26 protein-coding genes and 1 tRNA gene are annotated in these 25,520 nt (G+C 64.6%); 12 read left to right on the forward strand and 15 right to left on the reverse strand.

What is annotated here, in order from left to right:
- Positions 1-2: 2 nt before the first annotated feature.
- A complete protein-coding gene (locus EPN80_RS18515; RefSeq protein ID WP_293030761.1) occupies positions 3-2,258 on the reverse strand; it encodes a primosomal protein N' in 2,256 nt (751 codons plus the stop codon).
- A 400-nt stretch (positions 2,259-2,658) separates the two neighbouring features.
- On the reverse strand, positions 2,659-3,729 hold the full coding sequence (hemE, locus tag EPN80_RS18520) for a uroporphyrinogen decarboxylase (protein ID WP_293030916.1): 1,071 nt from the start codon (positions 3,727-3,729) through the stop codon (positions 2,659-2,661).
- A gap of 109 nt (positions 3,730-3,838) precedes the next feature.
- On the opposite strand from hemE, the gene EPN80_RS18525 reads away from it, so the two are divergent.
- Entirely contained in the window at positions 3,839-4,633 is a 795-nt protein-coding gene (locus EPN80_RS18525; protein ID WP_293030764.1) for a transporter substrate-binding domain-containing protein, read from the forward strand.
- Positions 4,634-4,723: 90 nt separating this feature from the next.
- Here EPN80_RS18525 and EPN80_RS18530 read toward each other — a convergent pair whose 3' ends face one another.
- From EPN80_RS18530 to EPN80_RS18550, 5 genes are all read right to left on the reverse strand, one after another.
- Complete coding sequence (locus EPN80_RS18530) at positions 4,724-5,656, reverse strand: alpha/beta hydrolase (RefSeq protein ID WP_293030768.1); 933 nt, start codon at positions 5,654-5,656, stop codon at positions 4,724-4,726.
- Positions 5,657-5,685: 29 nt separating this feature from the next.
- Entirely contained in the window at positions 5,686-6,150 is a 465-nt protein-coding gene (locus EPN80_RS18535; RefSeq protein WP_293030771.1) for a CoA-binding protein, read from the reverse strand.
- A 343-nt stretch (positions 6,151-6,493) separates the two neighbouring features.
- Positions 6,494-7,288, reverse strand: a complete 795-nt coding sequence (gene otnI, locus EPN80_RS18540) for a 2-oxo-tetronate isomerase (protein ID WP_293030774.1) — start codon at positions 7,286-7,288, stop codon at positions 6,494-6,496.
- Between the two features lie 53 nt (positions 7,289-7,341).
- Entirely contained in the window at positions 7,342-7,833 is a 492-nt protein-coding gene (locus EPN80_RS18545; RefSeq protein WP_293030777.1) for an energy transducer TonB, read from the reverse strand.
- Positions 7,830-9,065, reverse strand: a complete 1,236-nt coding sequence (locus EPN80_RS18550) for a dienelactone hydrolase family protein (RefSeq protein ID WP_293030780.1) — start codon at positions 9,063-9,065, stop codon at positions 7,830-7,832. Before EPN80_RS18550 ends, EPN80_RS18545 begins: the two co-directional genes overlap by 4 nt.
- A 180-nt stretch (positions 9,066-9,245) precedes the next feature.
- On the opposite strand from EPN80_RS18550, the gene arsC reads away from it, so the two are divergent.
- Entirely contained in the window at positions 9,246-9,602 is a 357-nt protein-coding gene (gene arsC / locus EPN80_RS18555; RefSeq protein ID WP_293030783.1) for an arsenate reductase (glutaredoxin), read from the forward strand.
- A 54-nt stretch (positions 9,603-9,656) separates the two neighbouring features.
- Here the strand turns inward: arsC and EPN80_RS18560 are convergent, their stop codons facing one another.
- Complete coding sequence (locus EPN80_RS18560; RefSeq protein WP_293030786.1) at positions 9,657-10,364, reverse strand: exonuclease; 708 nt, start codon at positions 10,362-10,364, stop codon at positions 9,657-9,659.
- Between the two features lie 13 nt (positions 10,365-10,377).
- Positions 10,378-11,022 carry an MBL fold metallo-hydrolase gene (locus tag EPN80_RS18565; RefSeq protein ID WP_293030789.1) on the reverse strand — a complete coding sequence of 215 codons (645 nt, stop codon included), beginning with the start codon at positions 11,020-11,022 and terminating at the stop codon, positions 10,378-10,380.
- Between the two features lie 140 nt (positions 11,023-11,162).
- On the opposite strand from EPN80_RS18565, the gene EPN80_RS18570 reads away from it, so the two are divergent.
- On the forward strand, positions 11,163-11,768 hold the full coding sequence (locus EPN80_RS18570; RefSeq protein WP_293030792.1) for a septal ring lytic transglycosylase RlpA family protein: 606 nt from the start codon (positions 11,163-11,165) through the stop codon (positions 11,766-11,768).
- A gap of 18 nt (positions 11,769-11,786) precedes the next feature.
- Here EPN80_RS18570 and rsmI read toward each other — a convergent pair whose 3' ends face one another.
- Positions 11,787-12,668: a 16S rRNA (cytidine(1402)-2'-O)-methyltransferase gene (gene rsmI / locus EPN80_RS18575; RefSeq protein WP_293030794.1), complete on the reverse strand. Its 882-nt coding sequence runs from the start codon at positions 12,666-12,668 to the stop codon at positions 11,787-11,789.
- Between the two features lie 51 nt (positions 12,669-12,719).
- Here rsmI and EPN80_RS18580 point away from each other — a divergent pair, with 51 nt between their 5' ends.
- The 5 genes from EPN80_RS18580 (at position 12,720) to EPN80_RS18600 (ending at position 16,950) form a co-directional block, all read left to right on the forward strand.
- Complete coding sequence (locus tag EPN80_RS18580) at positions 12,720-13,079, forward strand: YraN family protein (RefSeq protein WP_293030797.1); 360 nt, start codon at positions 12,720-12,722, stop codon at positions 13,077-13,079.
- 92 nt (positions 13,080-13,171) lie between these two features.
- Positions 13,172-13,756 carry a phosphoheptose isomerase gene (locus EPN80_RS18585; protein ID WP_293030800.1) on the forward strand — a complete coding sequence of 195 codons (585 nt, stop codon included), beginning with the start codon at positions 13,172-13,174 and terminating at the stop codon, positions 13,754-13,756.
- A gap of 43 nt (positions 13,757-13,799) precedes the next feature.
- The gene (locus EPN80_RS18590; protein ID WP_293030803.1) at positions 13,800-14,579 is read left to right on the forward strand and encodes a BON domain-containing protein; all 780 of its coding nucleotides are present in this window, start codon (positions 13,800-13,802) and stop codon (positions 14,577-14,579) included.
- Positions 14,580-14,750: 171 nt separating this feature from the next.
- Positions 14,751-16,466: a POTRA domain-containing protein gene (locus EPN80_RS18595; RefSeq protein ID WP_293030806.1), complete on the forward strand. Its 1,716-nt coding sequence runs from the start codon at positions 14,751-14,753 to the stop codon at positions 16,464-16,466.
- Between the two features lie 157 nt (positions 16,467-16,623).
- Positions 16,624-16,950 carry a c-type cytochrome gene (locus tag EPN80_RS18600; protein WP_293030808.1) on the forward strand — a complete coding sequence of 109 codons (327 nt, stop codon included), beginning with the start codon at positions 16,624-16,626 and terminating at the stop codon, positions 16,948-16,950.
- 90 nt (positions 16,951-17,040) lie between these two features.
- Here the strand turns inward: EPN80_RS18600 and EPN80_RS18605 are convergent, their stop codons facing one another.
- Complete coding sequence (locus EPN80_RS18605) at positions 17,041-17,634, reverse strand: OmpW family outer membrane protein (protein ID WP_293030919.1); 594 nt, start codon at positions 17,632-17,634, stop codon at positions 17,041-17,043.
- Between the two features lie 204 nt (positions 17,635-17,838).
- Here EPN80_RS18605 and EPN80_RS18610 point away from each other — a divergent pair.
- Positions 17,839-17,914 (forward strand) — tRNA-Ala (locus EPN80_RS18610).
- A 246-nt stretch (positions 17,915-18,160) separates the two neighbouring features.
- Here the strand turns inward: EPN80_RS18610 and EPN80_RS18615 are convergent.
- From EPN80_RS18615 to EPN80_RS18630, 4 genes are all read right to left on the reverse strand, one after another.
- Entirely contained in the window at positions 18,161-18,790 is a 630-nt protein-coding gene (locus EPN80_RS18615; RefSeq protein ID WP_293030811.1) for a hypothetical protein, read from the reverse strand.
- A gap of 161 nt (positions 18,791-18,951) precedes the next feature.
- Positions 18,952-20,007, reverse strand: coding sequence for a serine hydrolase (locus tag EPN80_RS18620; protein ID WP_293030814.1), 1,056 nt, complete (start codon positions 20,005-20,007; stop codon positions 18,952-18,954).
- 26 nt (positions 20,008-20,033) lie between these two features.
- Positions 20,034-21,326: an MFS transporter gene (locus tag EPN80_RS18625; RefSeq protein WP_293030816.1), complete on the reverse strand. Its 1,293-nt coding sequence runs from the start codon at positions 21,324-21,326 to the stop codon at positions 20,034-20,036.
- A gap of 81 nt (positions 21,327-21,407) precedes the next feature.
- Positions 21,408-22,823, reverse strand: coding sequence for a M20 family metallopeptidase (locus tag EPN80_RS18630; protein WP_293030819.1), 1,416 nt, complete (start codon positions 22,821-22,823; stop codon positions 21,408-21,410).
- A 143-nt stretch (positions 22,824-22,966) separates the two neighbouring features.
- On the opposite strand from EPN80_RS18630, the gene EPN80_RS18635 reads away from it, so the two are divergent.
- The 3 genes from EPN80_RS18635 to EPN80_RS18645 all read left to right on the forward strand — a co-directional run bounded on the left by EPN80_RS18635 (position 22,967) and on the right by EPN80_RS18645 (position 25,497).
- Positions 22,967-23,872, forward strand: coding sequence for a LysR family transcriptional regulator (locus EPN80_RS18635; protein ID WP_047215684.1), 906 nt, complete (start codon positions 22,967-22,969; stop codon positions 23,870-23,872).
- An 85-nt stretch (positions 23,873-23,957) separates the two neighbouring features.
- Positions 23,958-24,641, forward strand: coding sequence for a phosphatase PAP2 family protein (locus tag EPN80_RS18640; RefSeq protein ID WP_293030823.1), 684 nt, complete (start codon positions 23,958-23,960; stop codon positions 24,639-24,641).
- 76 nt (positions 24,642-24,717) lie between these two features.
- Entirely contained in the window at positions 24,718-25,497 is a 780-nt protein-coding gene (locus EPN80_RS18645; RefSeq protein ID WP_293030826.1) for an SDR family oxidoreductase, read from the forward strand.
- Positions 25,498-25,520: the final 23 nt, after the last annotated feature.

The raw sequence follows: 25,520 nt of genomic DNA on the forward strand, positions 1-25,520 counted from the left end.
CCTCAGATGTCGAGCGGGTCGACTTCCAGATACCAGCGAGCCGCCGTTTTGGTCTGCCTGAGACAAGGGATCCAGGCGCTCAGGAACTGCTGCAGGGCGGGGCGCGACGGGCTCTCGACCAGCAATTGCGCGCGCTCGCTGTTGGCCACGCGCACCAGCGTCATCGGTACCGGATCGTAGAGCGTGACCTGCGTTGCCGCGAGCGCCGGCGTCTGTCCCAGCTCGCGGGCCGTCTGCAGAAACTCCAGTGCGACGGCCAGCGCACGTGCTTCGGCACGCAGCAATGCCTGATGTGTGAAGGGTGGCAGGCCGGCCTGTTCGCGCTCGGCCAGCTGGCCCGCGGCGAACCCCGCGTAGTCGTGCCGCAAGAGCGCGGCGTACAGCGGGTGATCGGCGTAGCGCGTCTGGATCAGCACTTCGCCCGGCTGTCCGGCGCGGCCGGCGCGACCGCTGACCTGCATCAATTGCGAGAACAGGCGTTCGCCAGCACGAAAGTCATGCGAAAACAGCGCGGCGTCGGCGTTGACCACGCCCACCAGCGTGACATTTCGAAAATCGTGCCCCTTGGCCACCATCTGCGTGCCCACCAGGATGTCGATCTCGCCGGCATGTACCTCGTCGAACAACGCCTGCGCGCTGCCTTTGCGGCGGGTACTGTCGGCGTCGATGCGAGCGATACGGGCCTGCGGAAAGCGTCGCACGAGCGTCTCCTCGATGCGTTGCGTGCCGCGCCCGAGCGGCGCCAGATCGAGATTGCCGCAATCCGGGCAAGCGCGCGGAATGGCCGCCTCGAGGCCGCAATGGTGGCAGCGCAGGCGCCGTTCGCTTTTGTGCAGCACCAGATGCGCGCTGCAGCGCGGGCAACCGCTGATCCAGCCGCAGGCATCGCAGGCCAGCACCGGCGCGTAGCCGCGCCGGTTCAGAAACAGCAGGCTTTGCTGGCCGCGTGCGAGCCGTTCGGCGATCGCGCCCAGCAGCGGCTGGGCCAAGCCGTCCTCGAGGGCGCGCTGCGCCTGGCTCTCGCGCTGCAGATCGATCAGCCGCACGGCGGGCAGCGCGGCCTCCGGCGAGGCCCGCTCGCGCAGTGTGAGCAACTGATAGCGGCCCTGCTGGGCCCGGCGCCAACTGTCCAGCGACGGCGTGGCCGAGCCCAGCACGATCGGTATGCCGCGCTGGTGCGCACGCCATACCGCCAGGTCGCGAGCGGAGTAACGCAGGCTCTCCTGTTGTTTGTAGGACGGATCGTGCTCCTCGTCGACTACGACCAGGCGCAAGTGCGGCAGCGAGGCCAGGACTGCCAGTCGCGTGCCCAGCACGATGCGGGCCTGCCCACGATGGGCGGCGAGCCAGTGGCGGGCGCGCTCGCCCTCGGCCAGGCCGCTGTGCAGCGTGGCGAGGGTCTCCTGGGGAAAGCGCCGGCGAAATACCTGCTCCAGCTGTGGAGTGAGATTGATTTCCGGGACCAGTACCAACACCTGAGCGCCGCGCTGCGAGAGCGCCGCCGCGACCGCATGCAGATAGACCTCGGTCTTGCCGCTGCCGGTCACGCCGTGCAGCAGGAACGGCGCCGGTGCCGCGCCTGTCCGGCGCAGCGCCGCATCGATCGCCTCGAAGGCGGCTTGCTGCTCGCTGGTCAGGCGCGGCGCGGCGGCTACTTCGAGCGGCGCGTCGGCGTCGGCGTCGGCGTTTTCGACGATTACCCAGCCCTGCGCGGCCCACTGATGCAGCAGTTCCGGCGCTTGTGCGCACAGGGCGCGGGCTTCGTCTGCATCGAGCGTGCCGGCGGCGCAAAGTCCTTCAGCCAGCCGGCGCCGGGCTTTGGCGCGAGCCGGCAGACTCGCCAGCAGCGCCGACTCGCCGCGCGGGTCGAGCCGAAAATGCCGGGCGCCGCGTTCGGCCAGCAGGCGCGGCCATCGTGCAGCGCTGCGCAAATGGGTCGGCAACGCGGGCAGGGCGACCTCGCCCAGCGCACGCTGGTAGTAGCGTGCGGCGAATTCCATGAGCGCGCGCCAGTCCGCCGGCAAAGGCGGCAGCTCCCGCCATGCGATTTCCAGGGATCTGATTTTTTGCGACGGTACTTCGCTGCGCTGCGTCATCTCCCATACCACGCCAACCACCTGGCGGCGTCCGAACGGCACCTGCACCAGTTGGCCGGGGACGATGGGCGGCTCGCCGTGCCCCGTATATTGGACGCGGTAGTCGAACAGCGTGGTCAACGGCGTGTCGAGCGCGACACGCGCGAACAGGTCTGGAGGCACGGGCAAGACTTAAAGTAAAACCTCAGAATTCGCCATAAACCGAGGATTCATAGACGCTTTCATGGTTCGGGGCAAACCTGTGGATAACTATGTTGAAAACCTGCAGGCCGCAGACGGCTGAATCACTAGCCGAGGTTCAGCCCGGCAAAATACTTCGCATGTGAACAGGCTAATTCTTATTTTTAATCAGTAAGTTATAACGAATGATGGGGCCATCCACGGGAGTGGCGGCTTTTGTCGCGATGCAGCGAGCATTTTGTGCATAAGTCAAGTCTTGATAGGTCATTTTTTAAGGGGTTTTTCAATTTTTCTCCTTGACTTTTGCGTCGTGCCGATTCGGCCGGGCCTACTGGAGCGTAGCGGCCGCACAGGCCGCATGTCGCTTTCGTGTCGGTCGAATTTACTTGATTTGACGCACCTTCCGGCTGTACGCATGGACCTCGTCGACCAGGGCGGCGACATGATCGGGCTCGGTGAACTGGGAAATGCCGTGCCCCAGGTTGAACACGTGGCCAGGGTGATCGCCGTAGGCATCGAGCAAGCGCCGCGCTTCGCCGCGAATGGCTTGAGGGGACGCGAACAAGGCCGTCGGGTCGAGGTTGCCCTGCAGCGCGCAGCGTGCGCCGATACGCTGTCGCGCGGCGGCAAGATCGACGGTCCAGTCCAGGCCGACGGCGTCGGCGCCGCTCTCGGCGATCGCCTCGAGCCACTGGCCGCCGCCCTTGGTGAAAACGATCTGGGGAATCCGGACGCCGTCGTGTTCGCGTTTGATCTTCGCCAGCGCGCGAGTCATGGCCGCCAGCGAGAAACGCTGGTATAGGCCATCGGCCAGCGTGCCGCCCCAGGTATCGAAAATCATCACCGCCTGCGCGCCGGCCTCGATCTGTGCATTCAGATACTGGGCGACAGCCTCGGTATTGATGTCGAGGATGCGCGTCAGCAGATCGGGGCGCTGGTACATCATCGTTTTGACGGTACGGAAGTCGGCCGAACCGCCGCCCTCGACCATATAGCAGGCGAGTGTCCATGGGCTTCCGGAGAAGCCGATCAGGGGCACCCGGCCGTTCAGGGCCGAGCGGATCTGCGTCACCGCGTCGAACACATAGCGCAACGACGCCATGTCGGGCACGGCAAGGCTGGCGATGGCGGCCTCGTCGCGCAGCGGGTGCGCGAAGCGAGGCCCCTCGCCGGTCTCGAACGACAAGCCGAGCCCCATGGCGTCGGGGATCGTCAGGATGTCGGAGAACAGGATGGCCGCGTCCAGCGGGAAGCGCTCGAGCGGCTGCAGCGTCACCTCGGTGGCGTAGGCGGGGTTTTTCGCCAGCCCGAGGAAGCTGCCGGCGCGCGCGCGCGTCGCATTGTATTCGGGCAGATAGCGGCCGGCCTGGCGCATCAGCCAGATCGGCGTGTAATCGGTGGGTTGGCGCAGCAGCGCGCGCAGGAATGTGTCGTTTTGCAGGGTGGCGGGCACGGCGGTCGGGCTTCCGGTGTGGGGCAATGATGCATTCTACCTAACCATGCCCAAAGGGCGAACGCTAGCGTAGTATTTGACTTTCCATATGTTCGACGAGGAGACAACAATGAAAAGTCGTTGGATTGCCGTGGCGCTGGCGGCGTTGCTTGGCGCTTTTTGCAGCCTGTCCGGGGCCCAGACGCCGGCCAACGCCGCGAACTCGCGGCTCGATGCGGTCATCAAGAGCGGCACGCTGCGTGTTTGCACCACGGGCGATTACAAGCCCTATACGTTTTTGCGTCCCGATGGCCAATTCGAGGGAATCGACATCGACCTGGCGCAGTCGCTGGCCGCGTCGCTGGGGGTCAAGGCCGATTTCGTGAAAACCACCTGGCCGCATTTGATGGGCGACTTCCTGGCCGACAAGTGCGACATCGCAGTGGGCGGCATCTCGGTATCGCTCGAGCGCGCCAAGCACGTTTATTTCAGTCATGTGGTGATGGTCGACGGGAAGTCGCCGATTGCGCGTTGCGCGGACGTGAAGAAATACCAGACGCTGGCGCAATTGGATCGCCCGAGCGTGCGCGCCATCTTCAACCCCGGCGGCACCAACGAGAAATTCGCTCGCGCCTATCTGACCAAGGCGCATTTGATCGAGTACCCGGACAACGTCACGATTTTCGATCAGATCGTCAAGGGCAAGGCCGACGTGATGGTGACCGACACGTCCGAGACGCTGCTGCAGCACAAGCTGCATCCGACGCTGTGCCCGGTCAATCCGGGCAAGCCGCTGCAGTATGGCGAGAAGGCTTATATGCTGCCGCTGGGCGATAACGTGTTCCGCGCTTATGTCGACCAATGGCTGCACCTGATCAAGGCCAGCGGCGCCTATCAGAAGGTGGTCGACAAGTGGCTGAAGTGACGGGGCCCTGAGCCTGCGGATCGTGGCTAGTGGATGGCCCCGCAGCGCGGCAAAGGCGGCAGACGAGATGTCCTGCCGCCTTTTTTATTGTCAGGCGAGCCAATGCCGCAACCGGGCGGCCGCTTCCTGCATGATGCGGCGCCCCGCCGGGGACAGCGACTGCAGGCGCGCGAAGCCGTGCGTCATGCCGGGCGCCTTGATCAGTTCCGCCCGGCCGCCGTGTTGCTCGACGAAGTGCGCGTAGGCGACGCCGTCGTCATGCAGTGGGTCGTGCTCGGCGACCAGCACGATGGTCGGCGGCAATACGTGGCTGGGCGGTGCCGCGAGCAGGTCGACCCGGGTATCGTCTTGTGGTGCTTGCGCGCCATCCAGGAATTTTTCCCAATACCAGCGCATGTCTTCGCGCGTGAGGCCGATGCCGTTGGCATTGGCGATGTAACTGGGCGTGTCGAGCTGCGGTCGCGCTACCGGATAGATCAACCATTGGTGAGTGACCAGGCCGGGTACCGCGGCGTTGACCGAGGCGCACGCCTGGGCCGCCAAGTGGCCGCCCGCGCTGTCACCGCCCGCCACCAGCGCATCGGTTGCCAGCCCCAGCCGCACACGCTGCTCGGCGCACCACAGCAGCGCCGCGTGAGCGTCGTCGCACGGCGCCGGGAACGGATGCTCCGGGGCCAATCGATAGTCGACGCTGATCACGGCCACGTCGGCGTCGGCCGCGGCCAGGGCGCACAGCGAGTGATGGGTGTCGACATCGCCCACGACCCAGCCGCCACCGTGAAAATACACCAGCAGCGGCGGGCGTTTTCGGGCCGGCCGGTAGAGTCGCGCGCGCAGGGTGCGTCCGGGCAGCGGTATCGTCATCTCGGTGATCTGGATGTGCGGCAACTGCGGCTGCGGGGCGTGACCGGACAACTCGGCAAAGCGCTGGCGGCGCGCCACGGCGTCGTTCGGGTCCGGCAGCGGCGCGTATTGCTGTGCGATGCGGGCGTAGTAGGCGGCGAGATCGGCGTCAATGCTCATCGGGCGGACTCTTCGGTTAAGCGGCAGATTCAGTGGGGCGATGTCAATTCGGCTTGCCAGCGCGCGTGTTCGATCTTTACGCACCGGTCCATCACGACATCCAGTCCGGCGGCGCGGGCCAGCGCGGCGGCCTGCGGATGTTCGATGCCCAGCTGCATCCACAGGCTGCGCGCACCGATGGCGATGGCCTGCGCGGCGATCGGCGGAATATCTTCCGAGCGACGGAAGCAGTTGACCATGTCGATCGTGTGGCCCTGCGCGCGCATCGCTTGCGCTGCGTCCTGCAAGCTCGCGTAGCAGGTTTCGCCGAGAATGCCGCCGGGCAGATCGGCCGCCTGCGGATTGACCGGCACGATCCGGTAGCCGTGCGCCTGCATATAACGGCTGGTGGTATAGCTGGCGCGATCGGGGCGCGGCGAGAGTCCAACCACCGCGATCACCCGATCGCGTGCCAGGATCTCGGGAATGCGTGAGAGATTGTCGGTGTCGCTCATCGAAACTTGGCCGGGATGATTATCGGTTCGAACTAACACGGGTTGGTCGGTAGATGCGCCGCAGAGTCTGTGCCGCGCCGCGCAGGCCGCGCAAGCTACTCGAGCAAGGCGTAGGCGTTACATCCTGAAACACTTTGTTACCCCTGCATGAGGGGCTTTGTACCACAATCCTTCCATCGCTGTTGCACATTCCCCCGAGCGTTTGGCAGCGATGCCATATCGAGCAAGCGTTTCCCCCGATGCGTTCTCATGCTCACCGATATGGCTACCCAATCTGGTCTCCTCGCGCTAACCCCGTAGCGTGTGGTTTTGGCGGGCATATGCCCCGCCATTTTTTTTGTCTTCACGATTTGCAGGTGGCGCGCAGCCATGGCTTGAGCCAGCCGAGGCCCGCACGCGTCTGGCCCTGCGGCCGATATTCGCAACCGATCCAGCCGATATAGCCCAATTCATCGATCAACTTGAACAGGAAAGGGTAATTGATTTCGCCCGTGTCAGGCTCGTGGCGCGCCGGCACCCCGGCAATCTGGATATGCCCGATGCCGGGCAGATACTGCCTCAGCTTGACGGCCAGGTCGCCCTCGACGATCTGGCAGTGATAGAGATCGCACTGCACGCGCAGATTGGCTGCGCCCACGCGCTGGCACACGGCGTGCGCGTGATCCTGACGATTCAAAAAATAGCCGGGCATGTCGCGGGTGTTGATCGGTTCGATCAGGATGGTGATGCCTCGGGCCGCGGCCTGCTGTGCCGCATGCGTGAGGTTGGCGATGTAGCTGGCCTCGCACTCGGCGATGGTCTGTCCGGCGCTAACGATGCCCGCCATCACGTGCAATTGCCGGCAGCCAAGCGTATCGGCATAGTCGAGAGCGCGTTCCAGGCCGTCCCGAAACTCCGCCTCGCGCCCCGGCAAGGCCGCCAGGCCTCGTTCGCCCGCTGCCCAGTCGCCGGCGGGCGTGTTGAATAACACTTGGGTCAAGCGATGCGCATCGAGCTGCGCGCGCACCTCGGCGGCCGGCGCTTCATACGGGAACAGGCATTCGACACCCTGAAAGCCGTCGGCAGCCGCGGCGCCGAAGCGCTCGAGAAAAGGGTGCTCTTGATACATGAGCGTCAGGTTGGCGGCAAAGCGGGGCATGACACACTCCATGTAACGAAATGCGCGCCACCGTCGGCACGCGTTCAAGGGCGCTACTCGTCGCCGATTTGCGCCGCGGCGACGCTGCGCAGCTGGAATCGTCCGTCGTTATTGAACAGCCATGTCTCGACGATGTGCACGTGGCCGCTGCTATCGAGCAGGGTTCGGCTCGGCGGCGGAAATGGCGAGGCGCGCCGCAAGCTCGTCAGTGCCGTGGCGTCGGCGGACCGATCGCCGTTGTCGCGAAATAATCGCACACCCGTGAGGTACCCGCGCCGGTCGACCGCGTATTCGAGCGTCACTACCGAGCGCAACAGCGCTTGCGGCCGGCCCGGTGTAATCATGCGCGCATCGACCCGCGTGATGTACCTGGCCAGCGATACCTTGTAGCTCTCCAGGGCCGGGTTGGATGGCGCGCCAAGAACCAGCGGGCCGGGGTGCTTTTCGGAGATCGCGCAGCCGCCGAGCAGCAGCGCGAGCGCCAGCAGCAACCAGCCGCCGCCTGCACGCCAACGGGTTTGCTGCGATGCGCAAGTGGTATTCATTCCTTGCCCTCGCTTGTGCGCCAATTCGGCATCAGCGTGTTGGATGGCAAATTTTCGTCGAGCAGCTTGCGCGCTGTATCGATGCCGGCAACCGGCAAGCCGGTGGGCTCGAGCAGGCCGATCTGCACCAGCACGCTGGCCTGGTCCCAGTAAATGTGCTCGTGATACAGCTTGTCGCCGCGGAACTTGACGATGGCGACTAGCGGAATCTGCACGCGCCGCCCGGTCGGCGCGACCCCCGGCAGCATCCAGTCGATTTCGCAGGTGTGCGTGAAGCAGAACAGCATTTCGTCGACCAGCTGATTGGCGCCGACCGTGCGCGATATCGGGATCAGTTTTGTATCGGGCGGATTGGCGTTGACGAAATGGTACTGGTAGAAGCGCTTGAGTTGTTTATGACCGACCCCGCCGGTCATGGTGGGGATATGGTTGACATAAGGCTCGTCGACCATGGTTTTCATCAACGGCTCGACCTCGCGCGACTCGAACTCCAGCGCGCAGTGCGCCTCCCACAGCGACGGAAAATCGTAGTGGGGGCCGATCTCGCGCCGCAAGGCGGCAATCGAGCGTTGATGTGCCAGCGTGGCGGCGGGCTTGTCGAAATGATCGCCGCCGGGGCGCGCAAAGGCGTGGTCGACACCGGGGTAGACGTACATCTCGGCATTGGGCGTTCGCGCAAAGGCGGCGATGATCTTGTCGCGCGCCTCGGCCGGGCAATATTTGTCGTCGGCGGCGAAATGCAGCACCAGGCGCGACTTGATGTTGCCGATTTCCTCCAGATGCTTCTCCAGCCCAACGCCGTAGTAGCCGACGGCTACGTCCGCGTCGGTACGGCAAGCCGCCAGCATCGCGAGCTTGCCGCCCAGGCAAAAGCCGAGCACGCCCGCCTTGCCGGCAAACTCCTTGCGCTCGCGCAAAACCGCCAGGGTGGCGGCAATGTCCTCCATGCCCCTGTCGACGTCGAACGCCTGCAGCAGGGCGAAAGCCTTTTGCCAGTCACCCGCGGTGTAGCCGAGCTCGATGTTGGGTTCCTGGCGCCAGAACAGGTCGGGTACCAGCACGACGTAGCCTTCCTCGGCGTACAGGTCGGCGATGTCGCGCATGGTCTGGTTGACGCCGAAAATCTCCTGGCACAGGACGATGCCCGGGCCGCGGCCGTCGCGCGGCACCGCCAGATAAGCGCGGAACTCCTGTCCCTGGGTGCTGGGAATGTTGATATAGCTACCCGCCATGCTGAACTCCTTGGGGATGTCGATAAAACGGATTCGCGCGCGACCGGCAAGGCTCGATGACCGTCAGGGCATACGGACTGCGCAGCAAAGTCTCTTTCAAGATAGCACGACGACGAGCCGGGCATGCCGATAAAATGCGGGTGAACTGTTTTGCATATTCGCACCGATACCGGGAGTGACATGATTACGATTTACCACAATCCACGCTGCTCGAAGTCGCGTGGCGCATGCGATCTGTTGGCGCAATCGGCCGCCGCCTCGGGCGAGACGGTGCAAGTGATCGAATATCTGAAAACGCCGCCGACGCTCGCGCAACTGCAGGTGCTGCAAAAGCAGCTCGGCGTGAGCGCGCGGGAAATGCTGCGCGAGGGCGAGACGGAGTATCAGGCACTGGGACTGGACGACCCGTCGCTGGACGACACCACCTTGCTGCGCGCGGTGGCCGAGCATCCGAAACTGCTGCAGCGGCCGATCGTGGTGCGCGGCGAGCGGGCCGTGATCGCGCGCCCGCCGGAAAAGGTGCAAGAAATTTTTTGAGGCGCGCTGATCCGGGTGTTGCCCCGCCCCCTGGGGCACGCGGTGGTTCGGCTTTTACCGCTGCCCTGCCGGGCCGCTGTGTTCAGGCAGCGATTCGACGGCACCTTCCTCGTCTCCGGCATTTTCAGCGGCGCCCTCGCCGGACCCGATGCCGCCCGCTGAACCGGCGCCGGCTTGCGGTGCTTCAGCCAGCGCGGCACGACGCGCCTTGAGTTCGGCCAGCATGTTGCAGAACAGCGCACCTTGCTCGATCGCGTCATCGAGCGCGATGTGGGTGTGCGGCAGCGGATCGAACCAATGCCTGGGGAGGTTGGGTTTGATGCTCTTGCGGTACGGCAGCTCGGTCAGCGCGAACGCAAGCGTCTTGATGTCGAGGGCGGACCAGGAGAACGGACAGCGGCCGGCAAAACGCATCATGTACCAGAACATGAACGTGAAGTCGAAGCCCGCCGGGTAGGCGACGAAGACCGGTTTGCCGGGCAGGGTGTCGACCCATTTGACGTAGGCCTTGAGCGCGGTCTCGGGCGCCTGCAGATCCTGACGGCAGGCGGCCCACGCCTCGGGCTCGGTTTTCCACCATTTCATCGTGAACGGGTGCCCTTCGGCGCCGGGCAGCGTTTCGAGGTTGGCGCTGAAGGTGCCGATCAACTGCTTGTCGGCCGTGTAGGCGGCCGAGGCGAAACTCAGCATCGAATGCGGGCCGGGGATCGGGCCGTCGGCTTCGACATCGGTGCTGACATAGATTTCGAGGTGGTCATTCATGGAGACGGGGATATCAGCCAAAGCGGGTGTCGGCGACAAAAGGATTGGTGCGGCCCTCAGTGCCGAAAGTCGACACCGGCCCGTGCCCTGGCACGAAGGTGACGTCGTCGCCCAGCGGCCAGAGTTTTTCGCGAATTGCACGGATCAGGTCGGCATGGTTGCCGCGAGGAAAATCGGTACGGCCGATCGAGCCCGCGAACAGCACGTCGCCGACGATCGCCAGTCGCGTCGAGCGATGGAAAAACACCACATGGCCGGGCGTGTGGCCGGGGCAGTGCAGCACTTCCAGCGTTTGTTCACCGAATCGCACAGTGTCGCCGTCGCTCAGCCAGCGATCCGGACTCAGTGGCTCGGGTGCCGGAAAGCCGAAACGGGCGCAGGAGGCTTCGAGCTGGTCGATCCAGAATTGGTCGTCTTGGTGAGGACCTTCGATCGGCACGCCGCGCCGCTTTGCCAACGCGCCGGTGCCGGCGCAGTGGTCGACGTGGCCGTGCGTCAGAAGGATTTTGTCGAGTGTGGCGTTTTGCCGGACGAGTTCCGCCTCGATGAGATCGAGGTCGCCGCCGGGGTCGACCACCGCGGCGCGGCGGGTGGTTTCACACAACAACACAGAGCAATTTTGCTGGAACGGGGTAACGGGGATCAGGATGACTTTCATTGGAGGCGCCGGTATCGATAGCGACATTGTAAAGCCCTATCGCCCGACCCATCCTGCTGCGTCGCAAAATAGGTCAGCATGTACTTACTTCCGCCGCCGGTTCGAGCCGTGATACACTCGCCGGCATGCGAATACGCGACATGCTCAAACGGTTCGCGATCGGCAGCCTGGCCGCCACGTTACTTGCCGCCTGCACCACGCCGCTCGAACCTTCTCCGCCCTCCTCGCCGCCGACGTCTTCCAAAGCAACTCCGTCGTCGGTGACTGATGCCGCGCGTACACCTTCCACCGCTTTTCATCCGCTCGACCTTGGTTGGCCCGGCACGTCGCCGGCCGATGCCGACGGCGTACCCGAAGACGGCTCGGCCCACCTGCGCGCCGACGTCGGTACCTTCTTCGAGGAGGGCATGGCGTCGTGGTACGGCAAAGGGTTCAACAAGCACCGCACGGCCAGCGGCGAGCGTTTCAACATGCATGCGATGACCGCCGCACATCCGACGCTGCCGCTGCTGAGCTGGGTGCTGGTGCGCAACGTGCGCAACAACAAGGCGGTGATGGTGCGCATCACCGATCGCGGCCCCTACAGCAAGCACCGCATCATCGATCTCTCGTATGCGGCGGCCAAGCAGCTCGGCTTTGCCAGGCAGGGCGTTGCCAAGGTTGAGATCCGCAAACTCACGCGCAGCGAGGTCATCGCATTGCGCATGGACAAGGACACGCCGCTCGACGAGTCCTCCGACAAATGATCGGGCGGCGGCAACCGTCTACCGTTCGGCCTTCAGCGCAAGAGCCCGTTCGTATAGCGCGTTCTTCGACACCCCGGTGATCGCCGCGGCCAGCTTGGCGGCACCTTTGGTTGGCAGTGCTTCGAGCGCCAGCGCCAAAATCCGCTCGACCTCCGGCGACAGGGCGTCGGCCACCGCTGGCGCTGCGCCCTGAACTACCAGAACGAATTCGCCGCGTTGGCGGTTGGCATCGGCTTCGAGCCAGGCGGGCGCTTGCGCCAGCGCGCATTCGTGCAGATTTTCGAAGCGCTTGGTCAATTCCCGGGCAATCAGTATCCGGCGCTGCGCGCCAAGCACCTGGGCCAGAGCGGCCACGGTTTCGACGATGCGGTGCGGTGCTTCGTAGAACACCAGCGCCTGCGGTTGCCCGGCCAGCGCCTGCAGCGCGGCGACGCGTTGCGCCGCCCTGGACGGCAGAAAGCCGATGAAAGTGAAGCCCTCGACCCAGGCGCCGGCGACACTGACGGCGGTGATCGCGGCGCTCGGGCCCGGCAGCGGAATGACCTCGAGGCCGGCGGTCCTGACGGCCTCGACCAGCCGGGCACCGGGATCGGAGATGCCCGGCGTGCCGGCGTCGGAAATGTAGGCGATGCGCTCGCCCGCGCGCAGACGGGCGATGATTTTCTCGGCGGCGGCGCGCTCGTTGTGCTCGTGGGCGGCCAGCAAAGTTTTTTCCAGGCCGTAGCGGGCCAACAGATGCGCGCTGTTGCGGGTGTCTTCCGCCGCCACGGCGTCGACCAGACCCAACACGTGCAACGCCCGTAGCGTGATGTCGGCGGTATTGCCGATCGGCGTGGCGACCACGTACAGGGCGCCGCTGGGGTAATGCTGATCGTCGGCCAGGGCAAGCAGGGAGGTCATGCGGCCGACTCCGGGAATAGGTAAAAAATTAACAACTTTTTCAGTGGACTCATGTCGAATCAGCTCGGTGCGGCGTACGAGGCTCGTGCGCTGCAATACCTGCGACGCCAGCGGCTGACGTTGGTGGCGTGCAATTATCGATGCCGTCGCGGCGAAATCGATCTCATTATGCGCGATCCCGACGGGGTGCTGGTGTTTGTCGAAGTGCGTGCCCGGCGCAAACACGATTTCGGCGGTGCGCTGGAGAGCGTGACAACGCGCAAGCGCCAGCGTCTGGTAGCGGCGGCCGAGCACTACCTGGCCACGCAGACCGCGGCATGGCCCGCCTGCCGGTTCGACGTGATCGCCTTCGATGGCCCGCCCGACGCCGCCCCGCAGTGGGTGCGCAATGCGTTCGATGGGAGCGGATGAGCATGATGCGGCCTGTTAAACTTGCGCACTGGCGGTGTGCCGGGATGCAACCAGCGGCGTACCCGAATCAACGATAGCTCCGCGATAACATCATGTCGATCGAACGCATTCAGCAACAATTCCGTGACAGTGCCGAACTCAAGCTCGCTGCACTGGAGACTCTGGGGGCTCCGATCGAGGCGGCCACCGAACTCATGTTTACCGCCTTGGCCAACAATAACAAAGTGCTGGCCTGCGGCAATGGCGGCTCGGCCGCCGATTGCCAGCATTTTGCCGCCGAGCTGATCGGCCGCTTCGAGCGCGAGCGCCCAGGCCTGCCCGCGATTGCATTGACCACCGACAGTTCCATCCTGACTGCAATCGGTAACGACTACGATTTCAACAGCATCTTCGCCAAGCAGGTGCGCGCGCTCGGGCAACCCGAGGACGTGCTGCTGGCGATTTCCACGAGCGGCAATTCGGCCAATATCCTGGCCGCGATCGAAGAGGCGCACGAGCGCGACATGACCGTCGTGGCGCTGACCGGCCGTGGCGGCGGCAAGATTCGCGACGCGCTGACCGAACTGGACGTGCATATTTGCGTGCCGCACGAGCGTACCGCGCGCATCCAGGAAGTGCACTTGCTGACGATTCACTGTTTGTGCGATGGCATCGATGCCATGCTGCTTGGCGATTGAGCCCTGACCCCGTTTCGCTTGAAGCCTGAAGGAGAGCATTTTGATGATTTCACGACGTTCTATCAGAAATCTGTGCACCGGCGTGCTGTTGGCCGCGACCGTGGCGACGCTGCCGGGCTGCGGCTTGCTGCTGCTTGGCGGTGCGGCCGGAGGCGTTCTGGTGGCTACCGATCGCCGCTCGCTGGGGGCGCAGACCGAAGACCGGGAGATTCAGGTCAAGGCGATCAGCGACCTGAACAGCAATCTGCCCGACGTCGCGCATGTCAACGTCACTTCTTTCAATCGGCGCGTGCTGCTGACCGGCGAAGTGCCGGATCAGGCGACCCGCCAGGAAGCGGAAAACATCGTCAAGGGCATTCAAAACGTGCGTGGCGTGGTCAACGCGCTGGCCATCTCCGGCGCCAGCTCGCTCTCCTCGCGGGCCAATGACGCGTGGATCACCAGTAAGGTCAAGGCATCGCTGGTTGCCGCCAAGGATATCTCCGCCAACGTGTTCAAGGTCGTCACCGAGCGCTCCGACGTCTATCTGATGGGGTTGGTCACGCCGGCCGAAGGCGCCCGCGGCGCGGATATTGCCAGCCGTGTGCCTGGCGTGGATAAAGTCGTGAAGGTGTTCGAATATATCCAGCCGGAAGACGCACAACGCCTGACCGAGCAGGCCGCGAAAACACCGCAGCCGGCCGAACCGGCCGACGACACGGCGACCACCAGCGCCGTGCCGATCGGCAACGTCAGCACGACGCCGCTCTCGACCCCGGCCCCGATCAGCGATGCGCCGGTGATTCCCGCGACACCTGCCTCGCAACCCGGGGCACCGAAGTAAGCGGGTCTTTGCCCGGCAACGGGTAACAGGCCGGCCAAGCGATGACGCTGGCCGGCCTGTTGTTTGTGACCCCGATTTATAAGAGATCTCCCTCTAGTACGTCGTTATTTCGTTAAGCCAAATATCTCGGTACACTGCGGGGCAGTGGATAAAAATAACGGGAGGGGCGCAATGGCAAAAGCATCGACGTCGCCGGGGGCGCGTGCCGGACGCCATCGGCGGATGCGATTCGCACTGGGCCTGACGCTTGCCGCCGGGGCGATCGCCAGTGCACATGCCGGGGACGGCAGTCCATTGCGGGGCAACCCGATGGACACGTTGCCGACCATTCAGGCGCCCCAGATCGCGCCACCGACTTTCCATTTGCAGACTCCGACCCAGGAGCAAGCGCTTCAAGCCTTGCTCGCGCGCAAGATCGTTCCGGTCAAATTCGGTATCGAGGGCGTCAAAAGCATTCCATTCGAAACAGTCGCCAAGCTATTCGCGCCACTGGCCGGCCATGAGGTCACGATCGGGGAATTGGTCGCGCGCGCCAACGACGTCACCAAGCTTTACCAGCAGCACGGTTATCTGCTGTCGTTCGGCTTCGTGCCCGCGCAGGACTTCAAGAATGGCTTCGTGAAAATCGTCGTCGTCGAGGGTTATGTCGCCCACACGCGCATTACGGGTAACCCCGGACCCTCGCGCGCCAAGCTCGAGGCAATCGCAGCTCACATCCAGGCCGAACGGCCGTTGAAACGCGCCACTTTCGAGCGCTACCTGAACGTGCTGACCCTCGTGCCGGGTATGCGCATCAAGGCGGATATGAAACCACCCATGCGTACCGATGGCGCGACCGACCTGACGCTGGATGTGCAGCGCAAGCCGATTGCGGTGGGCGTCTCGCTGGGTACCAGCGACCCGGGCCTGCGCGGGCTGATCACAGTGACGACCAACGGACTCACGCCGCTCGGCGAGCAAATGCAGTTCGCCACTATCGTGCCAAAGGGGCCGAACCACGAAGAGTATTACGCGGCGTCGTACTCTCAGATGATCGGCAGCAACGGCCTGTCGCTCAAGCTCGATGCGTCTCATTACCGCGGCGTGCCGCACGACCAGACGCTGATCGACGACAACCTCACGCGGCACATCGACAACAAGCGGGCCGGCGCCACGCTGAGCTACCCGTTCGTGCTCAACAACCAGCGCCGGCTGGTCGGCAGCGGTGGGGTCTATGCGGTCGAAAACAGCGACAGCTACCAATCGACGGTCAGTGCGGCAAACGCCACCTCGAAGGTCAACATTCGTGTCGCCAATGCGCAATTGAGCTACAACGAAACCACACCGAAGCAAGCGCGCAGCGCGTCGATCGCCATTTACAAGGGCATCAACGGACTGGGGGCCAGTCAGAGCTCCAACTCGCCGGCGCTGGGTCCCTATGACCTTGGGTTCACACGCTATGTCGCCAGCGCAACACAGAGTTTCGTGTTGCCGCATCGGTTTGGCGTGGTGCTGGCGGCCACCGGCCAATACAGTCCGAACACCGTGCCTACCCCGGAGCAGGCGACCTTCGGCGGCACTCGCTTTGGGCTGGGCTACCCGGCCGGCGAAGTCGCCGGGGATTCCGGCTGGGGCGCGTCGATCGAATTCAACCGGTTGTTCCGTACCGGCTTTGCCTGGCTGAAAACGGTGCAGCCCTATATCGAAGCGGACACCGCGCGGGTTTATCTGAATCGGGGGCAACTGCAGCACGATAAGCTGGCCTCGCTCGCGCTCGGCGTGCGCGTGTCGGACCAACGGCACTATACCTTCGATCTTTCGCTGGCCAAGCCGGTCGCCGACAAGCCGGCCAACAGCAATAACCGGTCGTTGCGTGTGAACGCCGCCTACTCCTACCGGTTCGACTAGATGGCTGCCCGCGTCGGCACGCGGCCGGACGAATCCGAATTATCGGGAAACCCGGCTGGCTGAATTCTTGCGGTTCGATCAAAATATCGGCCGGATGCGGCGGTGAGCCGTGCGTGCTGCCGCATCGCGAATTGACAAAAAATCGCAAGGAGTCGAAATGAAACAGGTGGTTCTTGCCGCGTTACTGATGGCCGGCGTGTCGATGGCGCATGCGGTCGATGTGGCCCGGGCCAAGAAAATCGTTGCCGCAAATGCCTGCATGGGCTGCCACGCGGTCGATCGCAAAATCCTCGGTCCGGCTTTCCGCGACGTGGCGGCCAAATACAAGGGCGATAAGGGTGCCGAGGCGCAATTGGTGAGCAAGGTCAAAAACGGCGGCTCGGGCGTATGGGGTGTTGTACCGATGCCGGCGCACCCCAACATGAGCGATGCCGACATCAAGACGGTCGTGCAGTGGATCCTGGCCGGCGCCCCCGACAAGTAACGGGCGATTCGGCGTGATGCCGGCAGCGGTGGGCGCTGCAGCCGGACGTGGCGGGCGGGGTGCTCGGCACGTTCGGCCTCGAATCACCCGTCAGAACTTCATCCCCACCCCGACGCCCACGACCAGCGGGTTGATCTTGAGCGTACCCAGCGGCACGCCGCCGGCCGATGCGTCAGTCTGGATCCAGAGCTTCTTGATATCCGCATTCAGGAAGACGCGCTTGGTCAACTGGACATCCACGCCGATTTGCAGCGCCGGGCCGACGCTGCTGCGATCGATCGATACCGGTTGGGCGCCAGCCTTCAGATTGTCGTTATAGAACAGCGTGTAATTGATCCCAGCCCCCACATACGTGCGAATCTTGCCGGCCGGATTGAAGTGATATTGCGCCAGCAACGTGGGCGGCAGCAGACTGACCCGGCCAAGCTCGCCGATATTCGAGCTCACCGTATGGCGCGCGGTGCCGAGGATCAATTCGACGCCAATATGCCGGGTTGCCATGTATGTGAAGTCCAGCTCCGGCACGATCGAATTGTTCACGCCAGCGCCCACCGTCGACAGCACGCCCGAGGTCGACACATCCGGCTGGATGCTGATCGCCCGCGCGCGAACCAGAATATCTCCGGCATCCGCGTGTGCTACCGCGCTGCCAGCCAAAAGTCCAATTGCCAGGGAACCGGCCATTCCCAATCTCAACGCCGTTTGCATCTTGCTCATGATGGCTCCGATCAACAGGTGATTTCATTGCTGCTTTCGGAGATCGACTGTAGTCAATGACAGCGTGACAAGCTTTGGGCCAGGTCAATTGGTGCCCGAGTGTCGTCGCAACGCAACTGCGTGCGGTGCCTAGCAACGGCCCAAAAAAGTACGCTATAATCGCCGCTTCGTGGGGCGGTAGCTCAGCTGGGAGAGCGTCGCGTTCGCAATGCGAAGGTCGGGAGTTCGATCCTCCTCCGCTCCACCAGGAATTCTCAATACGCTGATTGGCAAGGAAACTTGCCCTCCGATTCGCCGGTTCTGGCTTCGTGTCACACGACCGTGTCACGCAAGGCAAACCGGCGATGGCTTTTAAACTCCCCGCACATCTGCATCGCAAGCGCTATGGCGTGTTGCGCATCCCGCTTCGCATACCCAATGACTTGAGACGGATTTTCCGCACGGGGAAAATCCGCCACACGAAAGTCACCACGTGGCGCTCGGCGCCCCCGTTTCACTTCAACAGCGACGCGAACTCTGGCGCGTGGACGACCTTGCCGATCAAATCTTGCACCGCGGGCATGAGCGCCTGGGCGGTTTGGTTGCAGGCGGTTTCGCCGTAGTAGCTGGTGGTGTAGGTGTACTTTTCGGCGACTTGCATATGCTGACCGTTTGACGATGTGACCGTGAGCGTCAGGTTCCAGATGCCGGAGGTGGACGAGAAGTCGATGCTGTCGAGGTGGCCGGTGAGCTGGATGGGCGCGGTGGGCGCATAGACGCCGGCGATTTTCAGTTCGGAGATAAAGGCCCGGCGGATGAATTCCGCGAACGGCTCGCCGTCCTGGGTTTTGATGGGGCCGACGCCGCGGCACATGATTTCGTTTGGATGTTGGTTGGCGCTCAGCGTCTGCGTGAACGCGCCCACGCCGACGCCATTGACTGCTGCGGTCTTCAGCGCGGTGACATTGTCTGCCGAAATCGAATATCGCGGCACGGCGTAGGTCGAACATCCTGCCAGCACGGCCGACGCGAGCGAAACGAGCGCAATGGTTTTTTTCATTCTTTTCCCCGATACATGACGTTTGGCGGCCCGGTGATTTGTTGGACACAGTGTCGCCGCCGGCATAACTGTGCCTGCCTGCATTCGGATTTTATGAAGTTCGTTGGGTCGAAGGCGGGCGATCTCGCCGCTTATTGAGCTACGACAAGAAGCAGGGAAATATTGGCAAAGAGATCGGCGCGCAAAACGGGGCAGGGCCAGCCGAAGCCGGCCGGTCTTGCCGTCGCGCGGACGTTGGCGCCAGGCTACGCGTCGTTGGGGATCGCCCGATAAACGCGGCCGAAGAAGTCATTGGCGTGCGCCGGGTCGAGCCAGCGTGCGATAACGACCAGCCGCTGCGTCGGTTCGATCCAGGTGAAGGAGCTGCCGGCGCCGATGGCGAAGTAGCTGGTGGCCGGCACGCTCGGGAACACACTGCGCTCGTGGTTGAGCCACACCAGATACCCGTAGTAAGGGGCGAGCGCGCACGGGGTGCGCATGCGTTGCAGCCACGCCTTCGAGAGGATTTGGCGGCCGTGGGCGAGTCCGTCGTCGAGCAGGAGTTGTCCGATCTTGAGTTGGTCATTGGCGCTGATCGACAGGCCGCCGCCCCAGTGCGTGCCGCCCGGCACCGATTGCACGCGCCGCCCGCCGACATCCACCCAGGCGTTGTCATAGCCGACCCAGCGCCAGTCGTCGCTCGCGCCCAGCGGTTGCATGATGGCCTCGCGAAACACCTCCGGCAGCGGGCGGCCGAACAGGTGCAGCAACGCCAGCGAAAACTGATTGATGCGAACGTCGTTGTATTCCCAATAAGTGCCCGGCGCTTGCAGGGGGCGCAAGTCGCCTTTCTTGCCGCCCGGCGCCTTGCCGAAGGTGACCGCGCGATAGTGATCGGCCTGATCGGACACCCCGAAGCACGTGCCTTGCCACTCGCTGGTCTGCTGCAGCAGGTGAGCCCAGGTTACCGCTTTATTGTGCGGGTCGTCGAAGCCGATGCCCGGCGCGCGCGCGCCTACCGGTTCGTCGACGTCCGGCAGCAGGCCGCGATCGTGCGCGACGCCGGCCAGCAGGGCCAGGTAGGTTTTGGCAATGCTGAAGGTCAGGTCGGCGCGCTCGGGCTCGCCCCAGGTCGCCAGCAGGCGGCCGTCCCTGGCGATCGCGCCCGAGGCCGGGCCGCGGTCGTGTACCGGGCCGAGCAGGCGATTCCACGGCGGCGGGTCGTTGACATGCACGCCCCAGGCGCCGTCGACATGACGGTCCCAGAGACTTTCATGGTCGATCGCGAATTGCACGGCTTGCTCGAGCGGGGTGGGCGGCATACGGCTCCTTGTCGTGACGACGGCATTCAATGCACGTTCAGGCGGCTGCGCGCCCAGACGATGGTGAACAGGCTGACCACGGCGGCGATCATCAGGTACAGGCCGGGCGCCAGGTTGTTGCCGGTGGCGGCAATGAGCGAGGCCACTGCCAGCGGCGTGAAGCCGCCGAAGATCGTGGTGCCCAGGTTGTAGCCGACGGCCATGCCGGTGGTGCGCGTGCGGGTCGGGAACAGATCGGCCATCAGCGCCGGGACCGGTGCGAAATAAAGCGCCTTGAGAATGCCGACCCACATCATGGCGGTGAGCAGCGTCGCCAGCGATGGATGCGCATTAATGAACATGAACGCCGGATAGATGGTCAGGAGGAACGCCAGCCCGGCCGCGAGCATGATGCGGGTGCGTCCGACCTTGTCCGACCAGTGGCCGACGAAGGGCGTCATGACCATGATGACGGCGCCGGTAACCAGCGTGCCGATGAAGCCGTACGAAGGCGCCAGCCCGAGCTGGCGCGTGGCGTAGGTCGGCATATAGAGAATCATGTATTGGGCAGTGGTGGTCAGCACCAGCGCGCCGATCGCCACCAGCAGGCGCTCCTTCTGCGTCGTCAACACTTCGCGAACCGGCGTGCGCGTCGGCCGCGTGCGCTCGAATTCCGGCGACTCGTCGACGTGGCGGCGGATGTACAGGCCCAGGGGGCCGATCAACATGCCGAACAGAAACGGAATGCGCCAGCCCCAGCTCGATAGTTGCGCCGGATTGAGCGTTGTGGTGAGCAGCACGCCGAAAGCGGATGCGAGCAGTGTGCTCGCGCCCTGGCTGGCGAATTGCCAACTCGACATGAAGCCGCTGCGCGCCGGGGCATGTTCGACCAGGAAGGCGGTCGAACTGCCGAACTCGCCGCCGGCCGAAAACCCCTGCAGCAGCCGCGAGATGAAGATGCCCAGCGGTGCAAGAACGCCGATCGTGGCGTAGGTGGGCATCAACGCGACCATGCCGGTACCCAGCGTCATCAGCGCGATCGACAGCATCAACGATGCCTTGCGGCCTTTGCGGTCGCTGTAGGAGCCCAGCACCATGGCGCCGATCGGCCGGGCCAGGTACGACAGCGCAAAGGTGCCGAGCGCGAGCAGCAGCGAAACGGTGCGGTCGTGGGTCGGGAAGAACAGGCGCGCCAGCGTCCCGGCGAAATAGCCATAGACGATCAGGTCGTACCATTCCAGCGCATTGCCGAGCGATGTGGCCAGAATCAGCCGATAGATACCGGTGGGTTGCCGGGATGCCGCGTCCAGCCGGGCGCTGCTTGCCGCATTGGGGTTCATCGGGTGCTCCTCCGAGGGGTGGTTAATCGATGCGGCTCGTGGGTCGCACCGGGCGCGGGCGCCGGCGTCGACCCCGGACGCTTACTTGTTGTTCGATCGTTGCCGTTGCTGCAGCACGGCCGGGCCGGCCTCGCCCAGATCCCAGAACAGGCCGGCCATGATGCGCAACCCTTCGCGCGCCACCGAGCCGAGCAGGTGTTCGTTCGGCGCATGCTGCGAGCAGCCGGGATAGGAGTGCGGCACCCACAGCGTGGGCAGGCCGAGCACCTCGGCAAAAACGTCGTTCGGCAGCGTGCCGCCGAGATTCGGCAGCAGTACCGGCGCCTTGCCGGTCGTGCGCTGCAGCGAGGCGAGCGCCCATTGCACCCAGGGGTCGTCCGGGTCGACGCGCGTCGCCGGCATGCCGCGCTCGACCTCGATCTGGACCTGCGCGAAGCCATGCGCGTCGAGGTGATCGCGCACGATCCGCTCGAGATCCTCCCAAGGAGTGCCTACCACGAAGCGGATTTGCATGAATGCGAACGCGTAAGGCGGAATCGCATTGACCGGCTTGTCCGGATTGCCGGTCTTGAAGGCCAGCACTTCGAGGTTGTTCCAGCCGAACACGCGCTCGGCCGGTGTCAGCCCGGGCTCGCCATAATCGGCATCGACCTCAGGCTCGCCCGGATTGCCGCCCACGGCGATGCCGGCCAAGGCGCGGCGCACCGCGTCGGGCAGCGGCGGCGGGCGCAGGCCTTCGACCAGAATGCGGCCGTGTCGGTCGACCATCGAGGCGATCGCATTGGCCAGCACCACGCCCGGGTTGCGCAGCAACCCACCCCAATTGCCTGAGTGGTGCCCGCCATCGCGCAGTTGCAGCGACAGCTTGAAGTTGACCAGGCCGCGCGAGCCGAGGAACAGCGTGGGATGAGCGGCACCCAGACGCGGGCCGTCCGAGGCGATCAGCAAATCGGCGGCCAGCACCTCGCGCTGGCTGGCGCAAAACGCATGCAGGCCTGGTGAGCCGGTTTCCTCGCCGGTCTCGAACAGCACCTTGAGGTTGAAGCCGAGGCGGCCGCCGCGCGCATCGAGCACTGCCCTGAGCGCGGCCAGATTGATGCTGTGCTGACCCTTGTTGTCGGCGGTGCCGCGCCCGTACCAGTGGTCGCCCTCGACGGTGACCTGCCAGGGCGAGAGGCCGCCGCGCCACTGAGCGTCATAGCCGCGCACCACGTCGCCATGGCCATAGGTCAATACCGTCGGCAGGTCGTCGCTCTCGTGCCGCTGGGCCACCAGGAACGGGCCGGCGCCGGCGACCGGATTGTCGTATAGCCGGGAGCCGAACCCGAGTTCGGCCAGCGCCGGGGCGATTTCGTCGCTCAGGTAGGCCCGCAGTAACGGGCCGCTATCGGGCTCCTGGCTTTCGGTGCGAAACGCCACGCGCTGGCGCAACGTCTCGAGAAAGGCGCCACGCTCGAAATGGTGGGTGACGTTGTCGATGGCGATGTCGCGGCTCACGTGGGTTCTCCGGGGCGGCGCGTTCGGTTTCGGATGCCGGCCGACGCGTACAAATAGATGCGGAAATTGTGAGCCGCGCCATCGTTGTAGACAATGTCAATATTTATCACTTATCTTTGCCGAAATGGCAAAGCGGAGAGATCATGCAAAACAACGCGCTACGTTATTTTCTCGAGGTGGCGCGCACCGGTTCGCTCACCAAGGCATCCGAGCGGCTCTATGTGGCGGTCTCGGCGCTGAGCCGGCAGATCGCCAAGCTCGAGAGCGAGATGGGCACGCCGTTGTTCGAGCGGCGCCCGCGTGGCATGGTGCTCAGCGAAGCCGGCGAGCTACTGGCCGCTCATGCGCGGCGCACCCTGCTGGAGGCCGAGCGTGTGACCGACGAAATTCGGGGTCTTACCTCGGGCGGCCGGGCGACCTTGCGGGTGGCGAGTTCCGAGGGTGTGGCCAACGACTTCCTGCCCCAGGTGTTTGCGCGATTTCGCCAGTCTTATCCGCAAACGCACCTGCAGCTCAATGTGGCCGCGCCGTCCGAAGCGACCCGCCGGGTGCGCGAGGGTACTGCCGATATCGCGGTGTGCTTCAGCCTCGCGCCGGAAAAGGACATTCACGTCCACTATGCGCAGCGCGCGCCGATTTTCGCGCTGGTGCGAGATATTCATCCGCTGGCAGGGCGCGAGGCCGTTTCGCTGGCCGATCTGTTGCCGTACCCGCTGGCGATCTCGGAGCCGGGAGTGACGATCCGGCAACTCTTCGATATTGGTTGCAGCCTCGAGGGGCTGCTGTTCGAACCGGTGTTTGTCAGCAACTATCACGCCGCCCTGTACAGCTTCGTGCAGACCACCGACGCGGTGATGCTGACGGGCTACCTCACCGTGCGCGGCCGGCTCAAGTCGGATCGCGTGGCCGCCGTGCCGCTGAGCAATCCGGAATTGCACCAGCGAACCTTGCAAGTGCAGACCATGGCCGGGCGTACGCTGCCGGGCGCGGTCAATGCATTCCTCGACCTGGTGATCGCCGCCATTCACGATCCGACCCGGCTGGATTGAGCGGCCTTGGCGCTCGCATCGGCAGCGGAATTGTTAAACTGTGGCGAACGGCGTCACTCGCCGGTTTTCCAGCCCGACATTTCTCATGCTTGCCCCTTCTCACTGGATGATGCTGACCAATCTGGCCGATTCGGCGGTGCTCGCGCCCGCCGCGCTGGCGATTGCGATCTGGCTGGGCGCCAGCCGGGCCTGGCGCCTGGCAACGCTGTGGTGCGCGTTGTTCGGCGTCGGCGTGGTGATGGTCGCGGCAACCAAGATCGCCTTCATCGGTTGGGGATTAGGGGTGCGGTCGCTGAATTTCACGGGCATCAGCGGCCACACGATGCTGGCCACCGCCGTCTACCCGACCATCCTTTGGCTCGTGCTGCAGCGTTACCGGCCGGCGGTGCGCAACACGGGCGCCGCGCTCGGGCTCCTGTTCGGTGTCGTTGTCGGCCTGTCGCGACTGGTGCTGCATGCGCATTCGCCATCCGAAGTGGTCGCCGGGTGCCTGTGGGGCGCGGTCGTCAGCATCGGGTTCATCGCACTGTCGCAATTGCGCAGCCTGCCGGCGCTGCATCCGTTGATGTTCGTCTGCAGTCTGCTGCTTATCGGCGCGGTGTTGTACGGCACGCGGGCGCCGAGCCAGCGTCTGATCATTCGCACCGCGCTGGCGCTGTCGGGCCATCACGAGCCTTATATACGCGTTACCTGGCGCATGCGTGGCACGGGCCGCAACCAACCCGCTCATGCGGCGCCTGTGTGCCGCGACGGGTTGTCGGGAACATAGCGCCGAGCTGTTCTTGCCGGGCGTTGCCCGATAGTGTCGTCTTGCCGTGCGTCATACCCATGGATATCGATCGCCGATGAATTCACTGCCGTTTCTCGAACGTTTCTCCCTGCAGGGGCAATGCGCGCTGGTGACCGGCGGCGCGCGCGGACTCGGGTTCGAAATCGCCCGCGCGATGGCCGGCGCCGGCGCGCACGTGGTCATCTCGGGGCGCGACCCGGCTCGCCTCGAGCAGGCACGGGAAGTCATCGCGGCCGGTGGCTCGGCAGTATCGGGCGCTGCTTTCGACATGGCCGACACGGCGGCGATGCGCGCGGCGCTCGGCGCCATCGTCGCCCGCCAGGGGCGGCTCGATATCGTGGTGAACTGCGTCGGCGCTCGCTCGCGCCAACCGCTGCAGGATTTCGCCGATGACGATATTCGCGCACTGCTGGAGACCGATCTGACCGCCGGTATCCTGTTGGCGCGCGAAGCGGCCCGGCATATGCTGGCGCGCGGCCATGGACGGCTGATTACCGTGACTTCGATTGCCGGTCATGTCGCGCGCGCGGGCGATGCCGTCTACACGGCGGCCAAGCAGGGGCTGACCGGACTGGTACGGGCGCTGGCCGTCGAATATGGCGCGCACGGCATTACCAGCAATGCCATTGCGCCGGGATTTTTCGCCACCGAGACGAACGCGCCGATGGTGACCGATCCCGCGATCGTCGCCCATGTCGAGCGGCGCATTCCGCTCAAGCGCTGGGGCCGGCCCGATGAGATCGCCGGCGCGGCGGTGTTTCTCGCCTCGCCCGCGGCCTCATTCGTCAACGGCCATGTGCTGACGGTGGACGGCGGTATGACGATTGCGATGTGAACCCGGCTGCGCGGGGCTGCCGC

It is taken from the genome of Pandoraea sp., from assembly GCF_004297875.1.
Taxonomy (GTDB): Bacteria; Pseudomonadota; Gammaproteobacteria; order Burkholderiales; family Burkholderiaceae; genus Pandoraea.

What these genes read in the sequence shown, in the direction of transcription:
- EPN80_RS18525 (WP_293030764.1), top strand. Translation starts at nt 3,839, where the DNA reads ATGAAAAGTCGTTGGATTGCCGTGGCGCTGGCGGCGTTGCTTGGCGCT.
- EPN80_RS18530 (WP_293030768.1), bottom strand. Translation starts at nt 5,656, where the DNA reads ATGAGCATTGACGCCGATCTCGCCGCCTACTACGCCCGCATCGCACAG.
- EPN80_RS18535 (WP_293030771.1), bottom strand. Translation starts at nt 6,150, where the DNA reads ATGAGCGACACCGACAATCTCTCACGCATTCCCGAGATCCTGGCACGC.
- otnI (WP_293030774.1), bottom strand. Translation starts at nt 7,288, where the DNA reads ATGCCCCGCTTTGCCGCCAACCTGACGCTCATGTATCAAGAGCACCCT.
- EPN80_RS18545 (WP_293030777.1), bottom strand. Translation starts at nt 7,833, where the DNA reads ATGAATACCACTTGCGCATCGCAGCAAACCCGTTGGCGTGCAGGCGGC.
- EPN80_RS18550 (WP_293030780.1), bottom strand. Translation starts at nt 9,065, where the DNA reads ATGGCGGGTAGCTATATCAACATTCCCAGCACCCAGGGACAGGAGTTC.
- arsC (WP_293030783.1), top strand. Translation starts at nt 9,246, where the DNA reads ATGATTACGATTTACCACAATCCACGCTGCTCGAAGTCGCGTGGCGCA.
- EPN80_RS18560 (WP_293030786.1), bottom strand. Translation starts at nt 10,364, where the DNA reads ATGAATGACCACCTCGAAATCTATGTCAGCACCGATGTCGAAGCCGAC.
- EPN80_RS18565 (WP_293030789.1), bottom strand. Translation starts at nt 11,022, where the DNA reads ATGAAAGTCATCCTGATCCCCGTTACCCCGTTCCAGCAAAATTGCTCT.
- EPN80_RS18570 (WP_293030792.1), top strand. Translation starts at nt 11,163, where the DNA reads ATGCTCAAACGGTTCGCGATCGGCAGCCTGGCCGCCACGTTACTTGCC.
- rsmI (WP_293030794.1), bottom strand. Translation starts at nt 12,668, where the DNA reads ATGACCTCCCTGCTTGCCCTGGCCGACGATCAGCATTACCCCAGCGGC.
- EPN80_RS18580 (WP_293030797.1), top strand. Translation starts at nt 12,720, where the DNA reads ATGTCGAATCAGCTCGGTGCGGCGTACGAGGCTCGTGCGCTGCAATAC.
- EPN80_RS18585 (WP_293030800.1), top strand. Translation starts at nt 13,172, where the DNA reads ATGTCGATCGAACGCATTCAGCAACAATTCCGTGACAGTGCCGAACTC.
- EPN80_RS18590 (WP_293030803.1), top strand. Translation starts at nt 13,800, where the DNA reads ATGATTTCACGACGTTCTATCAGAAATCTGTGCACCGGCGTGCTGTTG.
- EPN80_RS18595 (WP_293030806.1), top strand. Translation starts at nt 14,751, where the DNA reads ATGGCAAAAGCATCGACGTCGCCGGGGGCGCGTGCCGGACGCCATCGG.
- EPN80_RS18600 (WP_293030808.1), top strand. Translation starts at nt 16,624, where the DNA reads ATGAAACAGGTGGTTCTTGCCGCGTTACTGATGGCCGGCGTGTCGATG.
- EPN80_RS18605 (WP_293030919.1), bottom strand. Translation starts at nt 17,634, where the DNA reads ATGGCCGGTTCCCTGGCAATTGGACTTTTGGCTGGCAGCGCGGTAGCA.
- EPN80_RS18615 (WP_293030811.1), bottom strand. Translation starts at nt 18,790, where the DNA reads ATGCAGGCAGGCACAGTTATGCCGGCGGCGACACTGTGTCCAACAAAT.
- EPN80_RS18620 (WP_293030814.1), bottom strand. Translation starts at nt 20,007, where the DNA reads ATGCCGCCCACCCCGCTCGAGCAAGCCGTGCAATTCGCGATCGACCAT.
- EPN80_RS18625 (WP_293030816.1), bottom strand. Translation starts at nt 21,326, where the DNA reads ATGAACCCCAATGCGGCAAGCAGCGCCCGGCTGGACGCGGCATCCCGG.
- EPN80_RS18635 (WP_047215684.1), top strand. Translation starts at nt 22,967, where the DNA reads ATGCAAAACAACGCGCTACGTTATTTTCTCGAGGTGGCGCGCACCGGT.
- EPN80_RS18640 (WP_293030823.1), top strand. Translation starts at nt 23,958, where the DNA reads ATGCTTGCCCCTTCTCACTGGATGATGCTGACCAATCTGGCCGATTCG.
- EPN80_RS18645 (WP_293030826.1), top strand. Translation starts at nt 24,718, where the DNA reads ATGAATTCACTGCCGTTTCTCGAACGTTTCTCCCTGCAGGGGCAATGC.